The sequence below is a fragment of the Shimazuella alba genome (genome assembly GCF_009831235.1).
Lineage (GTDB): Bacteria > Bacillota > Bacilli > Thermoactinomycetales > Thermoactinomycetaceae > Shimazuella > Shimazuella alba.
The window spans coordinates 41,595-62,789 of record NZ_WUUL01000016.1; the positions used below are offsets into that span (position 1 = coordinate 41,595).

General features: G+C 36.9%; 21 protein-coding genes and 1 other annotated feature. Of the genes, 6 read left to right on the forward strand and 15 right to left on the reverse strand.

Going from position 1 to position 21,195, the window contains the following annotated elements; all coding sequences use genetic code 11:
* Window positions 1-345: 345 nt before the first annotated feature.
* The 5 genes from codY to GSM42_RS18150 all read right to left on the reverse strand — a co-directional run bounded on the left by codY (window position 346) and on the right by GSM42_RS18150 (window position 4,379).
* Window positions 346-1,125, reverse strand: a complete 780-nt coding sequence (gene codY, locus GSM42_RS18130) for a GTP-sensing pleiotropic transcriptional regulator CodY (protein ID WP_160802955.1) — start codon at window positions 1,123-1,125, stop codon at window positions 346-348.
* 224 nt (window positions 1,126-1,349) lie between these two features.
* Complete coding sequence (gene lepB / locus GSM42_RS18135; protein ID WP_160802956.1) at window positions 1,350-1,880, reverse strand: signal peptidase I; 531 nt, start codon at window positions 1,878-1,880, stop codon at window positions 1,350-1,352.
* On the reverse strand, window positions 1,868-2,434 hold the full coding sequence (locus GSM42_RS18140) for a DUF402 domain-containing protein (protein ID WP_160802957.1): 567 nt from the start codon (window positions 2,432-2,434) through the stop codon (window positions 1,868-1,870). The genes lepB and GSM42_RS18140 overlap by 13 nt, the downstream gene beginning before the upstream one ends.
* A gap of 140 nt (window positions 2,435-2,574) precedes the next feature.
* A complete protein-coding gene (proC, locus tag GSM42_RS18145; protein WP_160802958.1) occupies window positions 2,575-3,411 on the reverse strand; it encodes a pyrroline-5-carboxylate reductase in 837 nt (278 codons plus the stop codon).
* 35 nt (window positions 3,412-3,446) lie between these two features.
* Window positions 3,447-3,652: a binding site (T-box leader), on the reverse strand.
* 46 nt (window positions 3,653-3,698) lie between these two features.
* On the reverse strand, window positions 3,699-4,379 hold the full coding sequence (locus GSM42_RS18150; RefSeq protein WP_160802959.1) for a hypothetical protein: 681 nt from the start codon (window positions 4,377-4,379) through the stop codon (window positions 3,699-3,701).
* A gap of 126 nt (window positions 4,380-4,505) precedes the next feature.
* Between GSM42_RS18150 and GSM42_RS18155 the strand changes: the two genes are divergently transcribed.
* Window positions 4,506-4,691 carry a cytosolic protein gene (locus GSM42_RS18155; protein WP_160802960.1) on the forward strand — a complete coding sequence of 62 codons (186 nt, stop codon included), beginning with the start codon at window positions 4,506-4,508 and terminating at the stop codon, window positions 4,689-4,691.
* A 76-nt stretch (window positions 4,692-4,767) separates the two neighbouring features.
* Here GSM42_RS18155 and GSM42_RS21230 read toward each other — a convergent pair whose 3' ends face one another.
* Complete coding sequence (locus GSM42_RS21230) at window positions 4,768-5,934, reverse strand: VanW family protein (protein ID WP_160802961.1); 1,167 nt, start codon at window positions 5,932-5,934, stop codon at window positions 4,768-4,770.
* Window positions 5,935-5,947: 13 nt separating this feature from the next.
* On the reverse strand, window positions 5,948-7,021 hold the full coding sequence (gene mutY / locus GSM42_RS18165) for an A/G-specific adenine glycosylase (RefSeq protein ID WP_160802962.1): 1,074 nt from the start codon (window positions 7,019-7,021) through the stop codon (window positions 5,948-5,950).
* 397 nt (window positions 7,022-7,418) lie between these two features.
* Between mutY and GSM42_RS18170 the strand changes: the two genes are divergently transcribed.
* The 3 genes from GSM42_RS18170 (at window position 7,419) to GSM42_RS18180 (ending at window position 11,697) form a co-directional block, all read left to right on the forward strand.
* The gene (locus GSM42_RS18170; protein ID WP_160802963.1) at window positions 7,419-8,396 is read left to right on the forward strand and encodes a metal-dependent hydrolase; all 978 of its coding nucleotides are present in this window, start codon (window positions 7,419-7,421) and stop codon (window positions 8,394-8,396) included.
* A gap of 28 nt (window positions 8,397-8,424) precedes the next feature.
* On the forward strand, window positions 8,425-9,342 hold the full coding sequence (locus tag GSM42_RS18175) for a mechanosensitive ion channel family protein (RefSeq protein WP_160802964.1): 918 nt from the start codon (window positions 8,425-8,427) through the stop codon (window positions 9,340-9,342).
* A gap of 1,332 nt (window positions 9,343-10,674) precedes the next feature.
* On the forward strand, window positions 10,675-11,697 hold the full coding sequence (locus GSM42_RS18180; protein ID WP_237446694.1) for an NADP-dependent oxidoreductase: 1,023 nt from the start codon (window positions 10,675-10,677) through the stop codon (window positions 11,695-11,697).
* Window positions 11,698-12,711: 1,014 nt separating this feature from the next.
* Here GSM42_RS18180 and GSM42_RS18185 read toward each other — a convergent pair.
* From GSM42_RS18185 to GSM42_RS18195, 3 genes are all read right to left on the reverse strand, one after another.
* The gene (locus GSM42_RS18185) at window positions 12,712-12,867 is read right to left on the reverse strand and encodes a hypothetical protein (protein ID WP_160802965.1); all 156 of its coding nucleotides are present in this window, start codon (window positions 12,865-12,867) and stop codon (window positions 12,712-12,714) included.
* A gap of 88 nt (window positions 12,868-12,955) precedes the next feature.
* On the reverse strand, window positions 12,956-13,579 hold the full coding sequence (locus GSM42_RS18190; protein WP_160802966.1) for a 3D domain-containing protein: 624 nt from the start codon (window positions 13,577-13,579) through the stop codon (window positions 12,956-12,958).
* A gap of 68 nt (window positions 13,580-13,647) precedes the next feature.
* The gene (locus GSM42_RS18195) at window positions 13,648-14,916 is read right to left on the reverse strand and encodes an O-antigen ligase family protein (RefSeq protein ID WP_160802967.1); all 1,269 of its coding nucleotides are present in this window, start codon (window positions 14,914-14,916) and stop codon (window positions 13,648-13,650) included.
* 218 nt (window positions 14,917-15,134) lie between these two features.
* On the opposite strand from GSM42_RS18195, the gene GSM42_RS18200 reads away from it, so the two are divergent.
* Window positions 15,135-15,335 carry a YgaP family membrane protein gene (locus tag GSM42_RS18200; protein ID WP_160802968.1) on the forward strand — a complete coding sequence of 67 codons (201 nt, stop codon included), beginning with the start codon at window positions 15,135-15,137 and terminating at the stop codon, window positions 15,333-15,335.
* A gap of 672 nt (window positions 15,336-16,007) precedes the next feature.
* Window positions 16,008-16,220 carry a hypothetical protein gene (locus tag GSM42_RS18205; protein ID WP_028778373.1) on the forward strand — a complete coding sequence of 71 codons (213 nt, stop codon included), beginning with the start codon at window positions 16,008-16,010 and terminating at the stop codon, window positions 16,218-16,220.
* Window positions 16,221-16,793: 573 nt separating this feature from the next.
* On the opposite strand, the gene GSM42_RS18210 is transcribed toward GSM42_RS18205, so the two are convergent.
* The 5 genes from GSM42_RS18210 to purH all read right to left on the reverse strand — a co-directional run bounded on the left by GSM42_RS18210 (window position 16,794) and on the right by purH (window position 21,194).
* Window positions 16,794-17,072, reverse strand: coding sequence for a hypothetical protein (locus tag GSM42_RS18210; protein ID WP_237446695.1), 279 nt, complete (start codon window positions 17,070-17,072; stop codon window positions 16,794-16,796).
* A 216-nt stretch (window positions 17,073-17,288) separates the two neighbouring features.
* A complete protein-coding gene (locus GSM42_RS18215) occupies window positions 17,289-17,438 on the reverse strand; it encodes a hypothetical protein (RefSeq protein ID WP_160802969.1) in 150 nt (49 codons plus the stop codon).
* Between the two features lie 283 nt (window positions 17,439-17,721).
* A complete protein-coding gene (locus tag GSM42_RS18220; protein WP_160802970.1) occupies window positions 17,722-18,258 on the reverse strand; it encodes a M15 family metallopeptidase in 537 nt (178 codons plus the stop codon).
* Window positions 18,259-18,373: 115 nt separating this feature from the next.
* Window positions 18,374-19,636 carry a phosphoribosylamine--glycine ligase gene (gene purD, locus GSM42_RS18225; RefSeq protein WP_160802971.1) on the reverse strand — a complete coding sequence of 421 codons (1,263 nt, stop codon included), beginning with the start codon at window positions 19,634-19,636 and terminating at the stop codon, window positions 18,374-18,376.
* A 13-nt stretch (window positions 19,637-19,649) separates the two neighbouring features.
* Window positions 19,650-21,194, reverse strand: a complete 1,545-nt coding sequence (gene purH / locus GSM42_RS18230; RefSeq protein WP_160802972.1) for a bifunctional phosphoribosylaminoimidazolecarboxamide formyltransferase/IMP cyclohydrolase — start codon at window positions 21,192-21,194, stop codon at window positions 19,650-19,652.
* Window position 21,195 lies beyond the last annotated feature (1 nt).

Sequence of the window (21,195 nt, forward strand, 5' to 3'; positions counted from 1 at the left end):
ATACAAAAAATGTAATATCATAGCCAAAAAGTCTATGACTTACATTCCCCTAGAAAAATATGGGAGAAAACAAAATACACGCCTAATATCATCATCATTTTAGATGATTCATTTCATAATCGCAAGAGAAGAACGAAAGCAATAAGACCACAGAACGGGAATCTACTCCATGATTCCATCATCAGGAAATATAGTTTTCGTAAATTAGACACATTTTAGCTATTCAATTGTCAAATAATTATAAATCAACTACTGAATTATAAATCAACTACTGGATTTATAGAACCAAAAATCCCCGTTAACATCGTCAACAGGGATTTATTTGATATTTCATAGAAATTGAATTTAGTGACGGGCTTTTTCTAAAGCTGGCAATAATCTTGGATTTAAGATTTTAATGTAAGTACCTTTCATCCCTAGTGAACGAGACTCTACAACTCCAGCACTTTCTAGTTTTCGTAGAGCGTTTACGATCACAGAACGCGTAATACCCACACGATCAGCAATCTTACTTGCTACCAACAAACCTTCCAAACCGTCTAATTCATTAAAGATATGCTCCGCAGCTTCCAATTCACTAAAGGAAAGAGAATTGATTGCTAATTGCACCACTGCACGACTACGAGCCTCTTCTTCCACTTGACCTGCACGCTCACGCAAAATTTCCATACCTACTACATTCGCCCCATATTCAGCGAGAATTAAATCATCATCCACAAATTCTTCTTCTACACGAGACAGCAGAAGTGTTCCAAGGTGATCACCGCCACTAATAATCGGAATAACTGTTGTGAATGCTTTACCAAATTGATTTTTCAACTCAGTTGGGTAAGCAGTATATGGACTGTCGATACCAAGATTTGACATGGTTTTACCGACTTCCATCAACAAAGCCGCGAATTCACTTGGGAAACTGCGTTTTTCTATATAGTCATTCATTCGGTCGTTATCGAATTCATGATTGATAGCAAGTCCTAACATTTTACCTTCTGGATTAACCACATAAATGTTAGAACTTATCACATCACACAGAGCTTGTGCTACCTCATCAAAATCCACAAGATTGTGACCCGCGTTTTTTTGAAGTATTTTTGAAATTCTACGTGTTTTACTTAATAAATTCATGTGTTTTCCTCCTTGTTAACCATTACCCTTACTATTTATTTTGTCATAAAATATATCGTTATTCGAAATATTTTATGGAAAAATTTTGTTGCGGTAATTGAATTATTGAGTTTTTTTGACCCACTGCACTTTCACCATTATCCGTTATTTGGTGGATAAGGCAATTCAGATTTTGTGAACATTTTTTGAATTTCACTTGATTTTCTTATTTTTGACCAATATTTTTAAAGGAATGTTGAAAGAGATGGTCTCCATAAGATTATTTCCACTTTTCCGCTAATCAAACCATAAGGTACCAATCCGATGCTTTGATAACGGCTATCTCGACTAGCATACCGATGGCGATTGTCCCCCATAACAAATACAGTACCTGATACAACCTTGGTAGGTCCAAAATCTCCATCTTCGATCGATACATCAATATATGGTTCTTTTGCTAACTTACCATTTCGATATAGCTTCCCCCCGCGGATTTCGATAGTATCACCTGGGATACCAACTACTCTTTTTACTAGAAATCTACCCTTTTCCTTTGGATCTTCAAAAGTAATGACATCTCCTTTGTGTGGTCGCCCAAATAATAGCTCCCACTTGTTAACCAATAATCGGTCTCCGTTTTGCAATGTGGGTCGCATGGAAGTGCCATTGACTATGGATAAGGATATCACAAACTGATTTACCAATATTACAAAGACAAGTAAAAAGAGAATGATAACTCCCCAAAGGAAAAAGCGTTTCGATCCTACATGTTGCATCTTCCATTCACCCCTGAAAGTTCAAGGGAAAGATACTGATGATACCAGTGTGAAGCGAATTCACTTGTAAAAGGAATATGTCCTCTTTTTACCCATGCTGACAATTGCTTCACTGCTAGTTCCACTCTTTTTAAAATGGAGTTTGGATAGGAGTATTTTTGGCTATTTTCCACAAATTCATTCTCATCGACTACTTTGAAACTTTTGTTTGGTCTGACAATCAAATCAATATCATAATCGACATAGTGAATGCATCCATTGTGGTTATCGATCCGAAAAGGAGAAGCGATATTGCAATAATACGAAACAAGTCGTTTGTTATATCGATAAATCATCACAATGTTCCACCACTCTTCTGGAAAAAAAAGAGCAATAGAAAGACCAGGATAAGAGTGAATTCTACCATCTGACTCCGTTACTTTCGGATGATAGTTGGAAACTATAAGAATTTCATCTGATGATAAAACCTTTGATCCTTCCCACTGCCGATGAAATTCACCGCCATGCTTATAACTGTTTATGTCAATTACCTCACCCACTTGAAATGGAATCATCTTTTGTCTCTCCCTAGTTATGTCTTTAGTCTCTTTATTTCCAATAACGCAAGTTTCTAAAACCTAAAAATCAGAATTATTTTTTTCAACCAAAAAAAGGCTTAACTCAATCTTTTTTGAGTTAAGCTCTATCAGGCCGATTAGCGAATTTTATATTTCTTATTTTCACAAACAATTTCACCCATTTCTTGAGATCGTTTGGTTGCCGCTTCTATCGTTTTCTCTAAACCCTCTAAAAATAAGTAGTCTTCCATTACTTGTAAACCAGCAGCTGTTGTTCCTCCTTCTGATGTTATTTCTTGTCGGAGAACTTCCGGTTTTTTACCAGTTTCCATCAACATATGAGAAGCACCAATCAACGTTTGCAAAATAAGTTGTCTTGAAACTTCCCTTGGCAACCCTACTTTTTGTGCAGCTAGTTCCAGACCTTCTACCATAAGATAAAAATATGCTGGTCCGCTTCCTGACAATCCAGTCACTGCATCCATCAGGTTTTCTTCCAGTGAAACGACCGTTCCAACACCTTGAAATATTTTTTCTGCTCGATTCATATCGTCTGCTGTTGCATGAGTACCAGCAGTAATTGCTGTAGCAGACATACCTATTGTGCTTGATGTATTTGGCATAGAACGAATAACAGAAATATCATCTTGAAGAAAAGACTCAATATGCTTAGTTGTAACTCCCGCAATCACCGAAATGATTTGTTGATTTCTAGTAAATTTTGGTCCCCATTCCTCCAGCATTTCATTTGCAATTTGAGGCTTGACAGCTAATAGGACCACATCAGAATGTAAAAGCATCTCTTTTTGTCTTTCGATACTTGGTAAGTGATATTTATCCCTCAAATATTTCAAACGATCATAATTGGAACGATTGATAAAAGATACATCCTCTGCTTTTACTTCGTTGTTAGCAAGTAGACCAACTAACAAGGCTTCTGCTATTGCTCCAGCACCAATAAATCCAATTCTCATTTTGTATTCCTCCTCCAATTAAAAAACTCTTCCATCCAAAGGACGAAAGAGTTACTCACGTGGTACCACCTTAATTTGTGTCAAAAAGACACCTCATTGTCTGATAACGGAAGACATAACCGCAGAATTACCTGATACTCCAAAGGTGGGTTCTGATTTTTACTTTGGCAAACTTTTCAGCCTTTGAGTTTGCTCTCTTAACAAAGCTACCAATCATACTAGCCTTTATCGTTGTATTCACTGGTTTATGTTTTAAGCATTATTATGATCAATTCAACCATCATACGTCAAGAATTTTTCACTATTTTTCCTATTTGCCAAATCAATGGTACATATAACAAAATCACAATCGACAATAAAAATAAAACAAAAACCCCAAGAAAAGAAACAAAAAAGCTCCCTATTAACACCAAACTCCAAATCAAAAATGACCAGTAACTGAGAACGGAAGGTATTTCTTTTGTTTGAAACATGACTCCTGTGTAGATAAGACCACCTATTGCCAAACTAGTAGGAATAAAAATGCCTCCCAAGTGGTCAAGTATTTGATCCCACACTAATAATGTATCATGTGCTGATTCAGTTGAAATGCTCATGGACCATTGCATCAAATTTGGCATCAATACAATTTCAATTATGTGATACAAAGTACTGGCGCAAAGAGCCACCAAACTAATAAACCAAGCCATTTGCAAAATAGGACGGTAAGTTCGATTCAAGTGAAAAAAAAGCATAGTAAAGACAAAACAAATGGCAAAAAGTGCAACAAAATTTAAACTCCAAGCAATTTGAACCAGGACATAGTTTTCTGAAATATAGGTAAATCTTTCCGCTATAGAACCATGGCAGACATCTACGAGTACAAACAATATAAAAAAGACGGACAGAAATAGAAAACAAGCAGAGGTACGAAGACTCCACAGGAAGAATGTTTTGTTCTCTGCTATAGCTTCCACCTTTCTTTTCATCGAACCTCTCCCTTCCCATAGATACCATTTTTGCTCTTTTTCAGATTATTATACCTATTACGAGAAAATTTTTCTGTATTTTCTACCCATATTATCTCACATACTGTTAGGTGAGGTGATAAAACAATGTATTTTGGCAGAGATCTGGAAGAATTAAGTAGTATTCCCATCGAGGACTGGGAAATTGATGAACTATCTTATCATCATTATATGTTCTCGCAAATGTCCCCTTTAATAAATGAGCAAGGGGTTAGTTTACACCATCAAGTGATCGATGAAATCATGAAGAGAGGAAATCACCAACACCCTTAGTTATGATGGCAAAACTTACAAAAACCAACCATTTTTAAAGTGGTTGGTTTTTTATCTGAATCTACATGAACCCAGATTATGCTCTAGATTTCTTTTTAGTTGGTTTATTGCTATTCACGCTGACTTGCGAAATAGAAACTGGTGCAGGTTTTACCTTTTTCTTGGTGATTTTTATTCCAGCAACACTATAGGTTTTTACAGTCAATTTACCCCTTGTTAATTGGACTCGAATCGCAATAGGCATATCGAGATTATTTTTAAAACGAAAATCAGGACCGCTCCATTGTACAGTTGCATCTCTGCCAGCCGGTACAAAGGTTGCTTTGGGACTGAGAGAAAAACGTTGTAAAATAACCAGACCAGCTTCATCTACACTATTAAAAAGCGTAGATGATACTTGGCTTATTCCACCACCTAGTCCTTCACTGTATTCTCCTTTGACGATGACGCGAACAATACGGTAACCTTTCTTCACTGTACGCTCACCTATTATTTTATTGAACGAGAAAATTTCACCAGGTAATAATACGATATTGTTAATTGCTTGAGAAGCAACTTTTAAGTTTGTTGTGCGCTCCGTATTACGAGTATCGTAATAAGTAGTATAACTAGAAATTTCTTTTCCATTAATGCGCTGTAAGATCGCCTTTGTGATAGTCGGTTTTCTTGGAATCAAAGATATATCTTGTGGCTTATTTATAATATTTTCAGGGTCATTCAGCCAACTACTCATTTGTTGATCATTTACTGTATAACCAAGTTGCTCAGGCTTAATTGGACTGCCTAATTTGTGTTGCTCCGCATTTTTAGGAATAGTGCTTACTTGACGCTTCACTTGGTCAAACCACAATTTAAGTGCAGACTTATTAATGGAATGAACATCGCTTCCATCATATCCTACCTTACTTAAGTTAAGTTCATATTTTTTACCATTCAATCTGAGTATAATGTAGGAAGGTGAATGACTAGTAATCTCTTTATTTGCTCGCTTATTGTCAGCAACACTCTCTAGCACCCACTTGTACGAAACAAGAATAAAGAAACTACCTACAAAGAAAAACATGCTAATGAGTGCAGTAAGCAAAACTTTTTTCTGTGCAAACCAAAGTAAAAATCGATTGTGTTTTTCTTCTTCTGTTTCTGGCAAATTAGGTTGAAATAAAACCAGTTGTTGCTCTTGGGAATTATCTTTTGCTGTCCGATTTGTAACTCCTTCTTCACTTGACTTATTATTTTCTTTCACCGTTCTCTCTCCCTCAATTTCTATATCCTAATTGCTCTAATGCTTTTTGATATACTTTCGGAAAAGCGAATTCTAAAACACTCTGTTCATCCACCCAAATGGAACGCTTTGGAAGGTAAACAGGATTTTCAGACAATTCCATTGAAATTAATATTATTTTCCAATGTCGATGACTAAAGATGTGTTCAAATCGATATACATCTTCAGAAATTTTAGCAGAATATTGATTCATCTCACAGTATTCTTCTATTTGACTAATATATGGCATTTCTTCCATCCGATTTTCTGTTGGGAGCGCCCACATATTTGCTAATAAACCACTTGATGGTCTTTTTTGCACCAAAAGTTTGTTGTTCCACTTTACACCAAACATAATGACAGAAGCTTTCTTTGGTGCTTTTGCTTTCGTCTTGATTGGCAAAATATGCTCTCTTCCTGCTTGGTAACCCTTACAAAAATTGCGTATAGGACAAAACAGACATTCCGGCGATTTAGGAGTACAGACAGTAGCACCTAACTCCATCAATGCTTGGTTAAAGTCGCCAGGGGATCGATCAGGTATAATCTGTTCTGCTATGGCTTCCATTTTTTTTCGAGTAGCAGGTTTTGCGATATCATCTTCCATGTCAAATAGCCTTGAAAACACACGCATCACATTTCCATCTACTGCAGGAACTTTTTGCTTATATGCAATACTTAAAACAGCACCTGTCGTATATGGACCAATCCCTTTTAATTTAGATATTTTTTCTTTTTCATTTGGAATCACACCATCATAAGTTGCTACTACTTCTTTGATTGCAGCATGTAAATTGCGTGCACGGGAATAGTACCCGAGCCCCTCCCACAGCTTCACTACATCATCATCGCTGGCATCTGCTAAGTCATAAACGGTGGGAAACCGCTTAATAAATCTTTCAAAGTAGGGAATTACAGTAGCCACTTTTGTCTGTTGTAACATAATTTCAGATACAAGTGTATAATATGCATTTGAATGCCTTCTCCAAGGTAAGTCTCGTTGATTTTCTAGATACCATTGAAGAAGCATCTCTTGAATATCGTGTAGCCTGTTGTCACCTATTTCCATCTATTTTACATCCTTTACTATCTAATTCCTTATTTATTATATCTTGAAATAAGGAACAAGGGGATGAAATCTTATTATGAACAATCTTCACTTGGATTCCAAGTTTTAATAACAATCGAAAAATATAAATTCCATCCCAAGTACATGCAAAATAAGCTAATGAATGATAGAATTCGTTAAAAATGTAAGTGGTCAAAAGGAGTTATTTTATATAAAACACCATTGATTCATTCTATTAAACTGGATTGTGATATTAATCATTAACGGACAAAGTTAATTGAAAATTGTATATTTATACTAGTTACTACGTGCTCTCACTTTTATGCCGCATGAAAGCGAAATCAATTTACAATACTATATCACTGGAGCACCTCTTGATAAAGATAAGGAGGAATATATGGATACTGGTACTCACTTTGTTATGGGTATTGGCTTATATGGACTAGCGCATCTGGATCCAGCCGTAACAAGTAATCCAGATATGCTCTATGCAGCCTTGCTAGGAACCGTGATCGGATCACAAGCACCTGATCTAGATACACTCTATCGATTAAAAGGGAATGCTACCTATGTACGAAATCATCGCGGTTGGACTCATTCATCTTTGATGGTACTCGTATGGCCGACTATTATTTCAGCTCTGATTTCCTTATTTGTTCCTGTATCTTCCCTGCTTACTATTTGGCTATGGACTTGTCTTGCTGTATTTATTCACATCTTTATTGATTGCTTTAATACCTACGGAACACAAGCACTTAGACCTTTTAAATCCAATTGGATTTCCTTAAATATTATTAACATATTTGATCCTGTTATTTTCATTCTTCACCTTATCGGTTTTTTCATTTGGTATATTTATCAACCAAATGCTGGAGTGATTTTTGCCGTTATTTATGTCTGCATGGTGGTGTATGTAGCCTGGCGTACCATCGCTCATCACCGCATTACCAAATGGACAAAACGCATAACTAAGTTAGAAGGGAAATTTACCATTATCCCTACCTATCGATTGCGCAATTGGAACGTAATTGTTGAGATGGAAGATGAAGTGCGAATGGGGGAAATCCGCAGAAGAAATTTCTACTGGACAGGAAGGATCTCCCGTGCCGACGAAAATCATTTAGCAACACTAAAATCGAAAGAATGCAATGCAGTATCATCCTTCCTCTCTTTCACTTCTTATGGATATCCCCAAGTTTTAACGAGGGAAAATGGGTATCTAGTGAAATGGTTGGATGTACGATATTACCACAAAAAGCAATTTCCATTTGTTGCTGTAGCACACCTCGATCAAAATTATGATATCGTTGGCTCCTTTGTAGGCTGGTTAAGTGATAAACAAGCAGAAAAAAGAGCTGAAAATATTGCAAAATAAGCTATACTGTTAACCGAGGTGAAACAAAATGTCCATATTTTTAGCAACTAACATGCTTGATCTCATGATCCAGCACACTAAAAGTCTATTTAGTTCTGTCGTAAAAGACCCGGTTTCCAACTTTATCGCCCCGATATTGGAAATTGCGTTTGTTGTCGTACTCACTTATGTAGCAGTGCGCTTGCTAGATCGGGTGGTTGACCACACTTTTAAATGGAGCAAAGTAGAAACCAACAAAGCACATACTTTGCGAAAGCTGATTAAATCCGTTGTGCACTATACCTTATATTTTATTGCTCTGCTCACCATATTATCGAAATTCGGAGTCGATCTTGGACCTGTACTAGCAGGAGCTGGAATTTTAGGCTTAGCCATCGGTTTTGGCGCACAAAGTCTAGTGAAAGACGTGATCACAGGTTTTTTCATGCTATTTGAACGTCAGTTAGAAGTAGGAGATATCGTAGAGATCAACGGATTTATCCGTGGTACAGTAGAAGAAGTTGGTCTACGAATTACAAAAATCCGTGAATACAATCAAAGGCTACACTATCTTCCAAATGGCACCATCACCCAAGTTACTAACTATAACCGAGAAAAAATGAGATCAATTGTCCCCATCACAGTGCCTTATGAATCCAATCTCGATGTTGTCTCAAAAGCATTGGAAGAAGTGGTACAAAGCATCGGTGTACGCTTTAAAGATCATCTTGTTGAACAACCCGAAGTAGTTGGTGTGACCAATATCGATCAAAATGGTGTTCAGTTTACGATCACTGCACTGAGTGATCCAGATGAATATTGGAACTTAGAAAGAGAAATGCGCAAAGAGAGCGTCTTGATTCTTCGTCAGCACAACATCCATATCGCATATCCAAGAAGTGTCTTATACAGCCCAGATCAAATAAATGAACTCCAATCATCACAAAAAATGACAGCAGGGAAATAATCCCCCTGTCATTTTTTGTTTTTCTAAAAGTTATCTAATAAATAATGTTATTATTTTCTTAATAACTGTCCCAAAATTTCTAAACAAGATCAAATCTAAAAGATACAATCCATGCATAAGTAGCCCAAATGTATAATCTTGCATAAAGTAACTAACAAATCCTCCGAAAATCAGCGTAATCTTCAGAAGGACTTCCACCATAAATTGCTGAGTTGGTTTCTTTCTCAATTGAAATCGCGCAAAGAAAAGATAAAGAATCCCACAACCGTAAATAAAATATTTAGATTGAATAAATTCTACCATGCTACTCATTCCTTATATTTGGAAGATACCAGTTTCAAAACTCGCATCATTCAAGTATTCCATCTATTGGCTCTTTATTTACTGCAATGAAGGTTTATAGGTTCATTTTACACTTGAGTAGTAAGCATAATCTTACTTTTCTTCGTTTGTAAAATCAAATCTTTGTTCCTTAACAATATAAAAATAAAAATAGCAAGAGAATTTCCAACCATCATTTTCATTTGTTCTTTACTTTCTTGTGAGTCAGATCTCTTTACATATCAGCCTCCAATTTGTAAAGTTTTTTAACATAAGTTGCATACCTGTTAAATTGTCTGCGTCTTGAGAGTTGTTACATGTACGCAGATAATACCATCCCATCCTTTATATGAACGATTGGAAATATTTCCCCTAGATAAAACTTCTCAAAAGCAACTAGATCTTTTATATTGTAGAAAAATAAGATCACTTTATTCATTGGATACTGATTACTCCTTCATCGAGGCGAAACGTATAATTTTTGTTTTCTCAGGTATTATCCAGCCATTGAAACTCTATTTATAATATTCATTTAGAACAATAAATTCCATGATATGAACTTATTTCTATAAACTTATTGTAATCAATTTTATTGTTTTTTTCATTCTATTCTACCTTTTGTGTGTGTGACAAAATATTAAACTAATCCATATAAATGGAAATCGATACAAAGTTATTTTGCAGGGAAAAATGAAATCCCTCTGACAAAGATGCAGTCCGCAGTAGTGATTTTACTGCTATTTACACTTGTTTATTTTGTCTTCCCATATGTGGTTGCCAAGTAGGGATTTTTGTAACTTTGCATCATAAATTTTCCCATCACCCATCAAATATAATAACTCATTAATTGTAAATTCCTTGATTATCCGAAAAAGTTCTTGTCCCTCCATTGTATCACCAACCATAATGTACGTCTGTAAATATACTTCCAAAAAGTCTCTCTCCCCAAGTAAATGTACGATTCATCGATTTCTAGGGAATACTTCCATTAGATAAAAGGAGGATTAATTTATGGCAACTGAAATGAATTTGCAAATACGTCTCGTTAGTCGCCCTCATGGATTACCGAAAGAGGAAAATTTTAGTTGGGTGAAACAACCCATCCCAGAGCCCGCAGAAGGACAAGCACTTATTCGCACATTGTACTTATCGGTTGATCCTTATATGAGAGGGAGAATGAATGATCAAAAATCATACGTAGCTCCTTATGAATTAAACGAAGTAATAACAGGTGGAGTAATTGGGGAGGTAATCAAATCCAAATCACCTTCATTGATAAAAGGAGATATCATCTTAGGTAATATTGGATGGCAGAAATATTCTTTGATAAGCAGCGAACAAGTAAGAAAAATTGATCCAGACATCGCGCCAATCTCAACTGCACTTGGAATCCTAGGAATGCCTAGTCTAACTGCTTATTTTGGTTTGTTAGAAATCGGACAGCCAAAAGAAGGAGAGACCGTTGTAGTATCAGGTGCAGCTGGTGCGGTAGGAATGATCGTTGGACAAATAGCCAAAATCAAAGGATGTCGAGTTGTAGGTATTGCAGGTTCCGATGAGAAAAACAGATACTTACAAGAAGAACTAGGGTTTGATGCCACCATCAACTATAAAACTACACCTAATATGACAGATGCAATCGCACATGCATGTCCCAAAGGTGTAGATATCTACTTTGAAAATGTCGGTGGTACGATTTCAGATGCTGTCCTTTCCCACCTTAACTACAAAGCCCGTATTCCATTATGCGGACTTATCTCCATGTACAACATCAAAGATGCAGATGTCGGCCCTCGTATTCAATCACAGCTGCTTATCAATAGCGCTTTGATGAGAGGTTTTATCGTTGGAGAATTTGCAGATAGATTTGAAGAAGCTACAACACAGTTAGCACAATGGCTACAGCAAGGAAAGTTAAAATATCGGGAAAACATCGTTGAAGGTTTTGAAAATACAATACAAGCATTTCTCGGATTGTTTTCCGGTGAAAATTTAGGCAAACAACTTGTCCATGTTGCTGATCCATCTGTTTAAATTCATTTTCCTCATTATAGGGATATGCAGTATCTTTTATATAAAATTAGCCGTTTGCACGGAGAAATGAAACTTCGTGTAATCGGCATCCTTTGTATTTTATTTAATTTTCGAGACATAAAATCGATAAATTTCACACTTCACATCATTTAATTATGTACATTCTAATACAATCAAAAGAACATAATAGTCTGACTATAGGAAAGGTTCCTCTTACATGAATCATTACTTCCGCTCCATCTGCCGAATAACCTTGGCAGTATCTGGGTGATTGAAGTTCCTCTAGGCATAACCGCTACTGTCAGCACCTTCTCTAGGTTGGTGACTATGATATTACATTTAATAGTAATCGAGTAGCGATCAAAAAGAATCCTCTTTATTGATCGATTTCAACCGAATTGAGATGAATATACGGTTGAAGGAGTTTTCCGAATTTGGAAGAGGTAGCGCAGTGTGAGAACAAGGTTTGGGACTCCCTATTCAAAGTCCCGATTTGTACATTATCTATTCGAGTACAATCTATTTTTATATGCCTGATAAATAATAAAACCATGATCTAAACCTCTCAGCGAACAGAACCCCTTTGACAATGCGATACTCTCCCTACTGCTGTTGCAAATATAATTGATGTCCAATTAAACCTTACACAAAAAAGTGGTGTGCGTTTATCGCTAAAATACCGCACACCACCAAATATACAAACTGCATATGAGATTACTCAGAAATCGATTTCTGTAATTATGTATAACTAAAATTGACACTACACCACACAACTAAAACTGTGGGATTTTTGGGATGATAGTTTCATGACTATTTTCTTACCAAGCTAACCCGTGTGTCCCACGGTTAAATAGGGTTCTTTGTTGCTAGGAACAGTATAGACAGGCAGCTTGGTTTTCGCAATTCTGTCTAGCATTTTATGTGCAAATGATTGTTTTGCACAACCCTCTATACTATCTTATTTTCCACAAGCAACTAGGGTTATTCCACCAATAGAACCGTTTGTAAAGGTAACTAAAGAATAAAATTTTCTACTCCAACTGCCACTACTGCTGCGATAGCAACAGATACAATAATCCATATAATCATTTTACCAAGATCTCGTTTTAGCACACCTATATCATCAACAGCCGCAACTCTTGGTTCTAGAACTTTCTTCTTCTTTGCCATTCCCATTCTCCTAACTGATTGCTATTAGTAATTAGCTTACCATCTTACCCACATAAAAAAAACCACTCAAAAGTGGTTTCATTTACTACTAATCAACAAGCTCTACCTGTTTCCCATGTTGTACCCCAAATGCTTTAGCAGATTGCAGATCAGATATATAGACATCGATACGCTTTCCTTTGATTGCCCCTCCCACATCTTGGGCAATACGGTAGCCTATACCTTCTATGTAGACTCTTGAACCAATAGGGATAACTTTTGGATCAACTGCGACTGTTACTCCATCTTGAACAGGTTCTCCACTTGACGTTATTCCATAAAACGGATCATCTGGCTTCTTTCCTGTTGATTCGTACCCAGATGTATAAGCTGTTAGTGTAAAAGAACCAAGCACTTTTCCTCTTGAGAAAGTTGAAACTTCACTACTTGTCATCGTGCTGGAAGAATCCTTGTTTGTATGAATTGGAGTTTTTGTTTTTAAAATTGGAATTTTTAGTTGTTGGCCAATGTGGATCAGTGCAGGATCTGTAATTTGATTTGCCTCTGCTATTTGCTCTACTGTTAGACGGTATTTCTTTGCTAGCCCATATAACGTATCACCATGTTGTACTCTTACTGTTTTTAGGTTTTCCGCTGAACTTTGATTTACAAAGGCCCCTAGTAACAAAACTGCAGTAATAGGAAATAAAACCAATAATCTTTTTGTTTTCAAATAAATAAACCCCTTCCCCGTAAATCTATATCCATCTTTCTCATGGGGAAAGGGGTTTATACCTGTATTTATTTTACAATAGCTGCTACTTTACTCTCTAGCTTGTCATTCATCTCATCTGATACTCGTTTTGGTTCACTCCACTCTGGTCGAGTCAGACACCGACGCTCATACTGGGTATGAATGACAATCATACTGAGAAAAAATAGCACACCAATTTGAGGAGAAAGAATGGGATAATCGTACATTCCATGCCCCATCAGAGCAACTGTCTGGGATAGTAACATACCTGCCAATCGTTTTTCCTCTTTTAAGTTGGCAGTTTTGCGCCATCTTCTTGCTCGTTGAATGGTAACAAATAACAAAGCCAGAAAAGCCAACAAACCAAAGATACCAAATTCAGAAGCAATCCCTAAAAAGATATTATGAGCATGGATAACAGAGAAATCAGCTTTCTGCTCAAAAATTTGACTAAAATGAAGTGGCAGAACACCCAGCAACCAGTGTTCTTTAAATATCTCAAAAGCAGTCAACCAAACTTCTAACCTTTCACGAATCGTGCTAATAATTGTCTCCTGCCTTGGGATCAACTCTGGAAAAAAGGTTACTAGGGCAACTAAACTTAAAAAGATGCCTACGGTCCATCTTCTAGCACCTGTCATCCAAACTTGTACCACAAGTCCAACTACTAAACCAGCCCAAGCTCCACGAGAACCTGTAAGCCAAATGGAATAACAAAATAAAAAGAACATGACGTAGCCTGCGATTTTTTGCCATTTTAACTTTAAAACCGAAGCAGCATAAATACTAATGAGTGCTAAACATATTAAGAGTGCCGCAGTGAGATTTGAATTCCCTGTTGTTCCAAAACTGCGAACAGATTCTGTCTGAAACCGATATTCTTTATAGAACTGCATGAGTGCACCGATCGGTGAATTGATCAACCATGGCCAATCTACTTGCTGTATAAGACAGATAAAGACTAAATAAAGGCCACCTATCCAAAATGACAAATAAAGCCTCTGAACGTCTGTCCAGTGGAAATCAAGGGCATTCCGAAACCAGACTGCTAGAAGGTAATATAACCCAAAACACAGCGCTACGATGACAACAATTGGTATGCCATTAAACCATGAAGGCTCTACTAACCAACTGATACACGAAATCAAAATAAGTAAAAGAAAAAAGCTCTCTGGCCATGCTTTTAATCTCCAATGAGTCCGATAAAAAGTAATAGTTACAATTGCGATGACCAGTAATACAACTGGTGGAAAAAACGGAGATAAAAGTATTGTTAAATATAACAACTCAATGAGTCGTTTATGTAAATGTTTCAAAGGGGTACTCTCCCTAAAATGCATAGTTTCTGGTATAACGCTCGAATTATTTTATCAAACATATGACAGTTTGTCGAAGATTACTCTACAATTTCACGAAAAACGATACAACAAACAATCCAACTAATCTCTGGTTTACCAAGAGTTGTATTACATATCCTGTCATACTTTATGATCAAACTAAGAAGGCAATCTAATACGGAAAGGATGATGATTTAATGAAACCAAATTTGAACACCGTAGAAGCTATCATGCGAATCACTTGTGGATTAACTGGTTTAGCATGGGGTACTGCAAAAATGAGTAGAAGATGTTGGTCTCCAATCGGGATAATGATTACGATGATGTCAGCAATGAAAGTAGCAGAAGGAGTAACAAAATTTTGTCCACTCAAAGCACTGTACAACGAAAGTGAATAACGCCATATATAGATGCATCTTTTTCACATCAAATAAAAGTCATCTTCATTTTCACCAGCAAACGTACGTTTCGAATCTGATCAATAGCTTGACACAACTTGAATCTGCCGTTTAAATGAAAGCGTATGCAAATAAATTTTCATGATTAATATTATAGTTTTTCGTTTCTTCTTTTTTCAAAAGGAGGAACGGAAAACGAACTTCATAAATATTTAATAATCTTTTATACTTGCCAAACTTTTTTCGGTATGCTATAAACTATATAAGAACTTACATTCGCGTATTGTTCTTCGTCAATAAAAACTATTCAAATCTAAAACTTTATCTATTGCTTGTTTTCTGAGTTTTTTGTATAATAGTTTTCAAGATAGTAGGAGATCTGCCATATATGATGGTAATTAATCGAACGGTCGGTTAAATCAAAAATTTTGAGCCCTACAAAGATGTTTCAAAACTGGCGGATTTTCTAAGCTGATTGGTTCTCTGAAAATTTTCTCGCAAAAAGGACAATTTTTTTTCGAAAAAAAGAAGGCATATTGTCATATTTCGTCGAAAAAGACAGGTAAGAATTAATTAGTTCTGATGGTGGCAATTCGGAGTCAATCGGCTTATAATGGTGAATGTAAAAACAAGAACATACGATCGTATAGATCGGATGGAGGAGTGAAGATAATGTCACTAAGCGAGCAAGAAAAAGAAACTGTAATCCAGTTTGATGAATCCACAAACCTTGCCACCGTATATACGGCTAGTTGGACGGTTGCTCGGACTCTAAAAAAAGCAGGATTCCAACCTATTCGTAGAAAAGATGGCGCATGGTGGTTTCAAATACCTGTACATGCAATGAGTATTGCTGGAGAAAAGCAAACGACTACCATTTGTTAAATGAAAACGTTCTTTTCTTCCTAAGGAGGTTACGTGTAAGCAGGTTTTTCCTTCTTATCAAGACTATAACCTCCTGTCTCGTTTTGGTTGTCCAATTCAATAAGGAACCCTTTATTAAGGAGGTTATGCTGTGCTTAACCACCTTTTTTTCATATTCAGGAAAAGAATATAATATAATATTTTTTCTCTCGTTGTCTAGATATAACCCCTCGGTCTATTCTTATGTTCACCCTTATATCTCTTGTGCAGTAGGTGTTGAACCAAAAAAGTTTTGTTCCCTCTTACAAGATAATCAACCATTTATTTAGAAGAATTCTCCAATTCGAATGTGAGATTAGTTTTTCCTTATTTTAGATTCCTCGAATAAATGGCTAAGATCAGATTACCTCTCCTATCTAATGACTCAAACATATTCATTTTGATTTTTTATAAATATCTCCTATGGTCTTCATCACCCTGTAAACATAACCATTGATTTGAACAAATGATTTTTTATCTTCATAAAAAGGAAGAACCTTTTTAACGTAGGTTCTTCCTTCTGGTAATCCATCTATGCATTTTATACTTGAAAACTTATTCTTTCTTCTCATTGTAATACTGAACGGAGTACATAGCACCTTCAGACACCATATTATTATCTCCTTCATCACGAGGATGTGGATGGCCTATCTTCGTTTGTAATTCTTGGTTGTAATCCATTTTATTTCGATTAGGAAATTGAATTTGTTCATATAGATTTTTGATACTGTCCAATACTCTTTTCCGTCTTTGTTTGTTGGTTAATAAATAAGTGGTGACCCCTACAGTAGATAGTGTAAATGTTGTAAAAAAAGCTTTTTTGGTCATATACATTATTTCCACCCTCCAACTGAGCTTCTCTTATTTACTTGCCGATCTATACCCTAAACCTTATCTGTTTTTTATCATAAAACCAAATTGCTTTCTGCTGGATCTAGTCCCAATAGATTCGATTATAGACGATTAAAAGGTATTGAAACCATTTCATCAAAAATGACTAAACTATTCTAATTTATGCTTACACTTTTGAAATAAATTACTTTATGCTATTTAAAATTCAATAAAATCGTTTTCTTTCAACGATTGATTATTGAATTGTGCATCACTGCTATTTATCTTCATTCCTACTATGTTACCTAGCTGGACACGGGTAAAAGATAAATCAAAAGCAGCTACCATTCTCGCTGTCATTTCAATCATCCTTACTCTTATTTATGCAGGCTATACCATCCATTTGTTAACGGTTATGGAACCAAAGTATTATGAAATTATAGCCCTCTCCTCATTAGCCGTTTTTTTGAGGGATAAGAAAAATAATTGGAGAAAAATCAATTTTATTATCAGTATTGTGTACCTGTTCTCAGCTTCTTATTTGGTCTCATCCATGATCTTCGTTAAAATGCCCCAATCAAATACACAATGAAAGAGGCTGCCAATGTTGACAACCTTTTTCGATTAAGCCCTACAGATAAATAAGTAGTACCTATCTGATAACATCTTGTAACTCATCAATAGATTGGTCAAATGTCATTTCCAAATGGGGATAATCTTTGAATGATCTCCAGTCTCCTCCCCATGAAAATCCTAACTTCTTAGCTTCCTGTACAACCTCATCCCAGTCTGCTACTCCATTTTTATTTCCATCTTTCTGAATATCCCAAGATAATGTTTGCTTCTCCTTGTCATAAATAGCAAAATCAATCGCTAGCCCATAATTATGATAAGATTGCCCTCCTTTGGCATATGTAATGATTTTTCCAGCTCTGGTTCTTCCTTGCTCATAAAGTTGATTTTGTTCATCAATTGACCGAAAACCTTCTATAATCTGGATAGTTATCCCCTTTTTTTGTACGTTTTCTTTTAATTGTTCCATAGCGAATTGGACTTCTGGATGTAAACTTTTCAGGCTAAATTTCATTTGTTTTGGAGGGAAAATATAATCTTTAAAATTAAAAAACGAAAACAACATACATCCGATTAGTATACAAGTGAACCAAATCCATTTTTTGTTCACTTCCATTACTCCCTTCTAGATGCTATACCTGCCCGTGTGGGAAGAATGGTATGTTTTGACGAAAAATCGTCCGCATAAAAAAAGGTTACCAAGAACACTGGTAACCTAATTATAACTGATTTTAATGAATCGCTTTAGAAGCGATATCCTTACGATAATGTGCGCCCTCAAATCGTATCTGTTTCACGGTTTCATAAGCTCTCTGTTGACTTTCTTGAAGGGTATTCCCAAGTGATGTAACTCCTAACACTCTACCTCCAGCAGTAATCACTCTTCCGTTCTTTTCTTGTGTACCTGCATGAATAACAACCGTATGATCATTCAATCGATGGGGGAAAGTGACTTCTAATCCGTTCGGATAACTACCTGGATATCCTGGTGAGGTCATGACCACACATACTGCGGCACTGTCACTCCACTCGATCTGTAAATCTCCTAGACGCCCCTCTACAACAGCTAAGAGGACATCCACTAGATCAGTCTTTAATCTTGGAAGAACAACTTGTGTCTCTGGATCACCAAATCTCGCGTTAAACTCGATTACTTTTGGTCCTTCATCTGTAATCATGAGACCTGCATACAAAACACCTTTGTAATGAATCCCTTCTTGTTGAAAAGCGTCAACCATTGGATGAATGATTGTCTCTATCGCTTGCTGGATCACTTCTCCTGCAATTTGAGGAACTGGTGAATATGCACCCATGCCACCAGTATTAGGACCCTTGTCTCCATCAAATACAGCCTTATGATCTTGGGATACAACCATCGGAGCAACGTTTTTTCCATCGACAAAAGCCATCAAGGAGACCTCTTGACCGATCAAGCATTCTTCAATGACTACTTGATCTCCGGCTGCACCAAATATTTTGTCGTCCATTGCTTCAATGATTGCTTTTTCTGCTTCTTCTAATGTTTGAGCAACAACTACCCCTTTACCAGCTGCTAGACCATCTGCCTTGATAACGATAGGTGCTCCTTCTTGTCTCACATAAGTCAATGCCTCTTTGCTATTTGTAAATGCTTGATATTTCCCTGTAGGAATGTTGTATTTTTGCATCATATCTTTAGCAAAGGTTTTGCTTCCTTCAATGATAGCTGCTGCTTTTTGTGGGCCAAAAATCGGGAGATTCAACTCTTCGAATTGATCTACGATTCCTTCTAACAAAGGGAGTTCTGGACCCACTACAGTAAGATCAATAGATTGTTCGATCGCAAATTGGGCTAACTTTTCTTGCTCCGAAACTCCAATCGCAACATTATCAGCTAAAAGAGCTGTCCCCGCATTTCCTGGTGCGCAGAAAATTTTAGATATACGACTACTTTGAGCCAATTTGGCAATGATCGCATGTTCACGACCACCATTACCAATAACTAATATCCGCATCGCATTCCCTCCTCTAGTGTTTGAAGTGACGTACGCCCGTTAATACCATCGCTATGCCATGTTTGTTCGCTTCTTCAATGGATTCCGAATCGCGGATAGAACCACCCGGTTGAATAATCGCACGAATCCCTGCTTCAGCTGCTTTTTCTAAAGTATCGGACATAGGGAAGAAAGCATCTGAAGCAAGCACTGCTCCTTTTGCGGATTCTCCGGCTTGGCGAATCGCAATCTCAGCAGCTCCGACACGATTCATCTGACCTGCTCCAACCCCAATCGTACGATTATCTTTGGTCAGTACAATTGCATTCGACTTCACATGTTTAACCACTTTCCATGCAAATAATAACTCGTCCCACTCTACTTCTGTCGGAGTGCGATCCGTTGCTACTTGACACATTTCCCGGGTAATTTTTTCGCTGTCTTGTTCTTGGATAAGAATGCCGCCATCAATAGATGTCGCTTTCCAAGTAGATTGCTTTGCATCATTAGAAAATGCTAATTCTAGCAAACGCAAATTTTTCTTCTCACTGAGAATTTGTTGTGCTTCTTCGCTAAAACTTGGTGCGATGATGATTTCTAAAAATATTTCTTTCATTTTAGAAGCGGTAGCTGCATCAATTGGGCGATTTGCTGCAATAATACCACCAAAGATAGAGACAGGATCTGCTTCATACGTTCTTTGATATGCTTCGAGTATCGTTTCCCCGATTGCTACACCACAAGGATTCATGTGTTTTACTGCTACTACTGCTGGTTCGGTAAACTCTTTTACAATTTCTAAAGCTGCATTTGTGTCTTGGATATTGTTATAGGAAAGCTCTTTTCCTTGTAATTGTTTTGCAGAAACCAGTTGATCTGCTGTAGCTAATGCATTTTTATAATAAGCGGCTTGTTGATGTGGATTTTCTCCATATCGGAGAGTACTCACTTTTTCGTAAGAGAGCGTTAATTGATCTGGGAGTGATTCTTTCACTTCTCCCGTCAAATAGCTTGCGATAAGCGAATCATAAGCAGCTGTATGTCGGAATGTTTTTGCGGCTAGCCGTTTTCTAGTAGCGAGGGTGGTTGCTCCATCCGCTGCAAGTTCTTCTAAGACTACCGCATAATCAGCAGGATCGACTAAAACCGTAACATCGCGGTGATTTTTAGCGGCAGAACGCAACATAGAAGGACCACCGATATCAATGTTTTCAATCGCTTCCTCATATGTAAATCCTTCTTTGGTGATCGTGGCTTTAAAAGGATATAAGTTTACGACAACCAAATCGATAAACTCAATGCCATTGTCCGCGCATGCTTGCTGATGAGACGCTTTATCGCGCACAGCAAGCAAACCTCCATGCACCTTTGGGTGAAGAGTTTTGACTCGGCCATCAAGAATCTCTGGAAAACCAGTAACTTCGGAAATTTGTGTTACTGGTAATCCTTCTTTTTGCAATAGTTGAAACGTACCACCTGTAGAAATAATTTGCACCTCTTGCTCAACAAGCTTTCTGGACAATTCGACAATACCTGTTTTATCGGAAACGCTAATAAGCGCGCGACGCACTTTAGACATG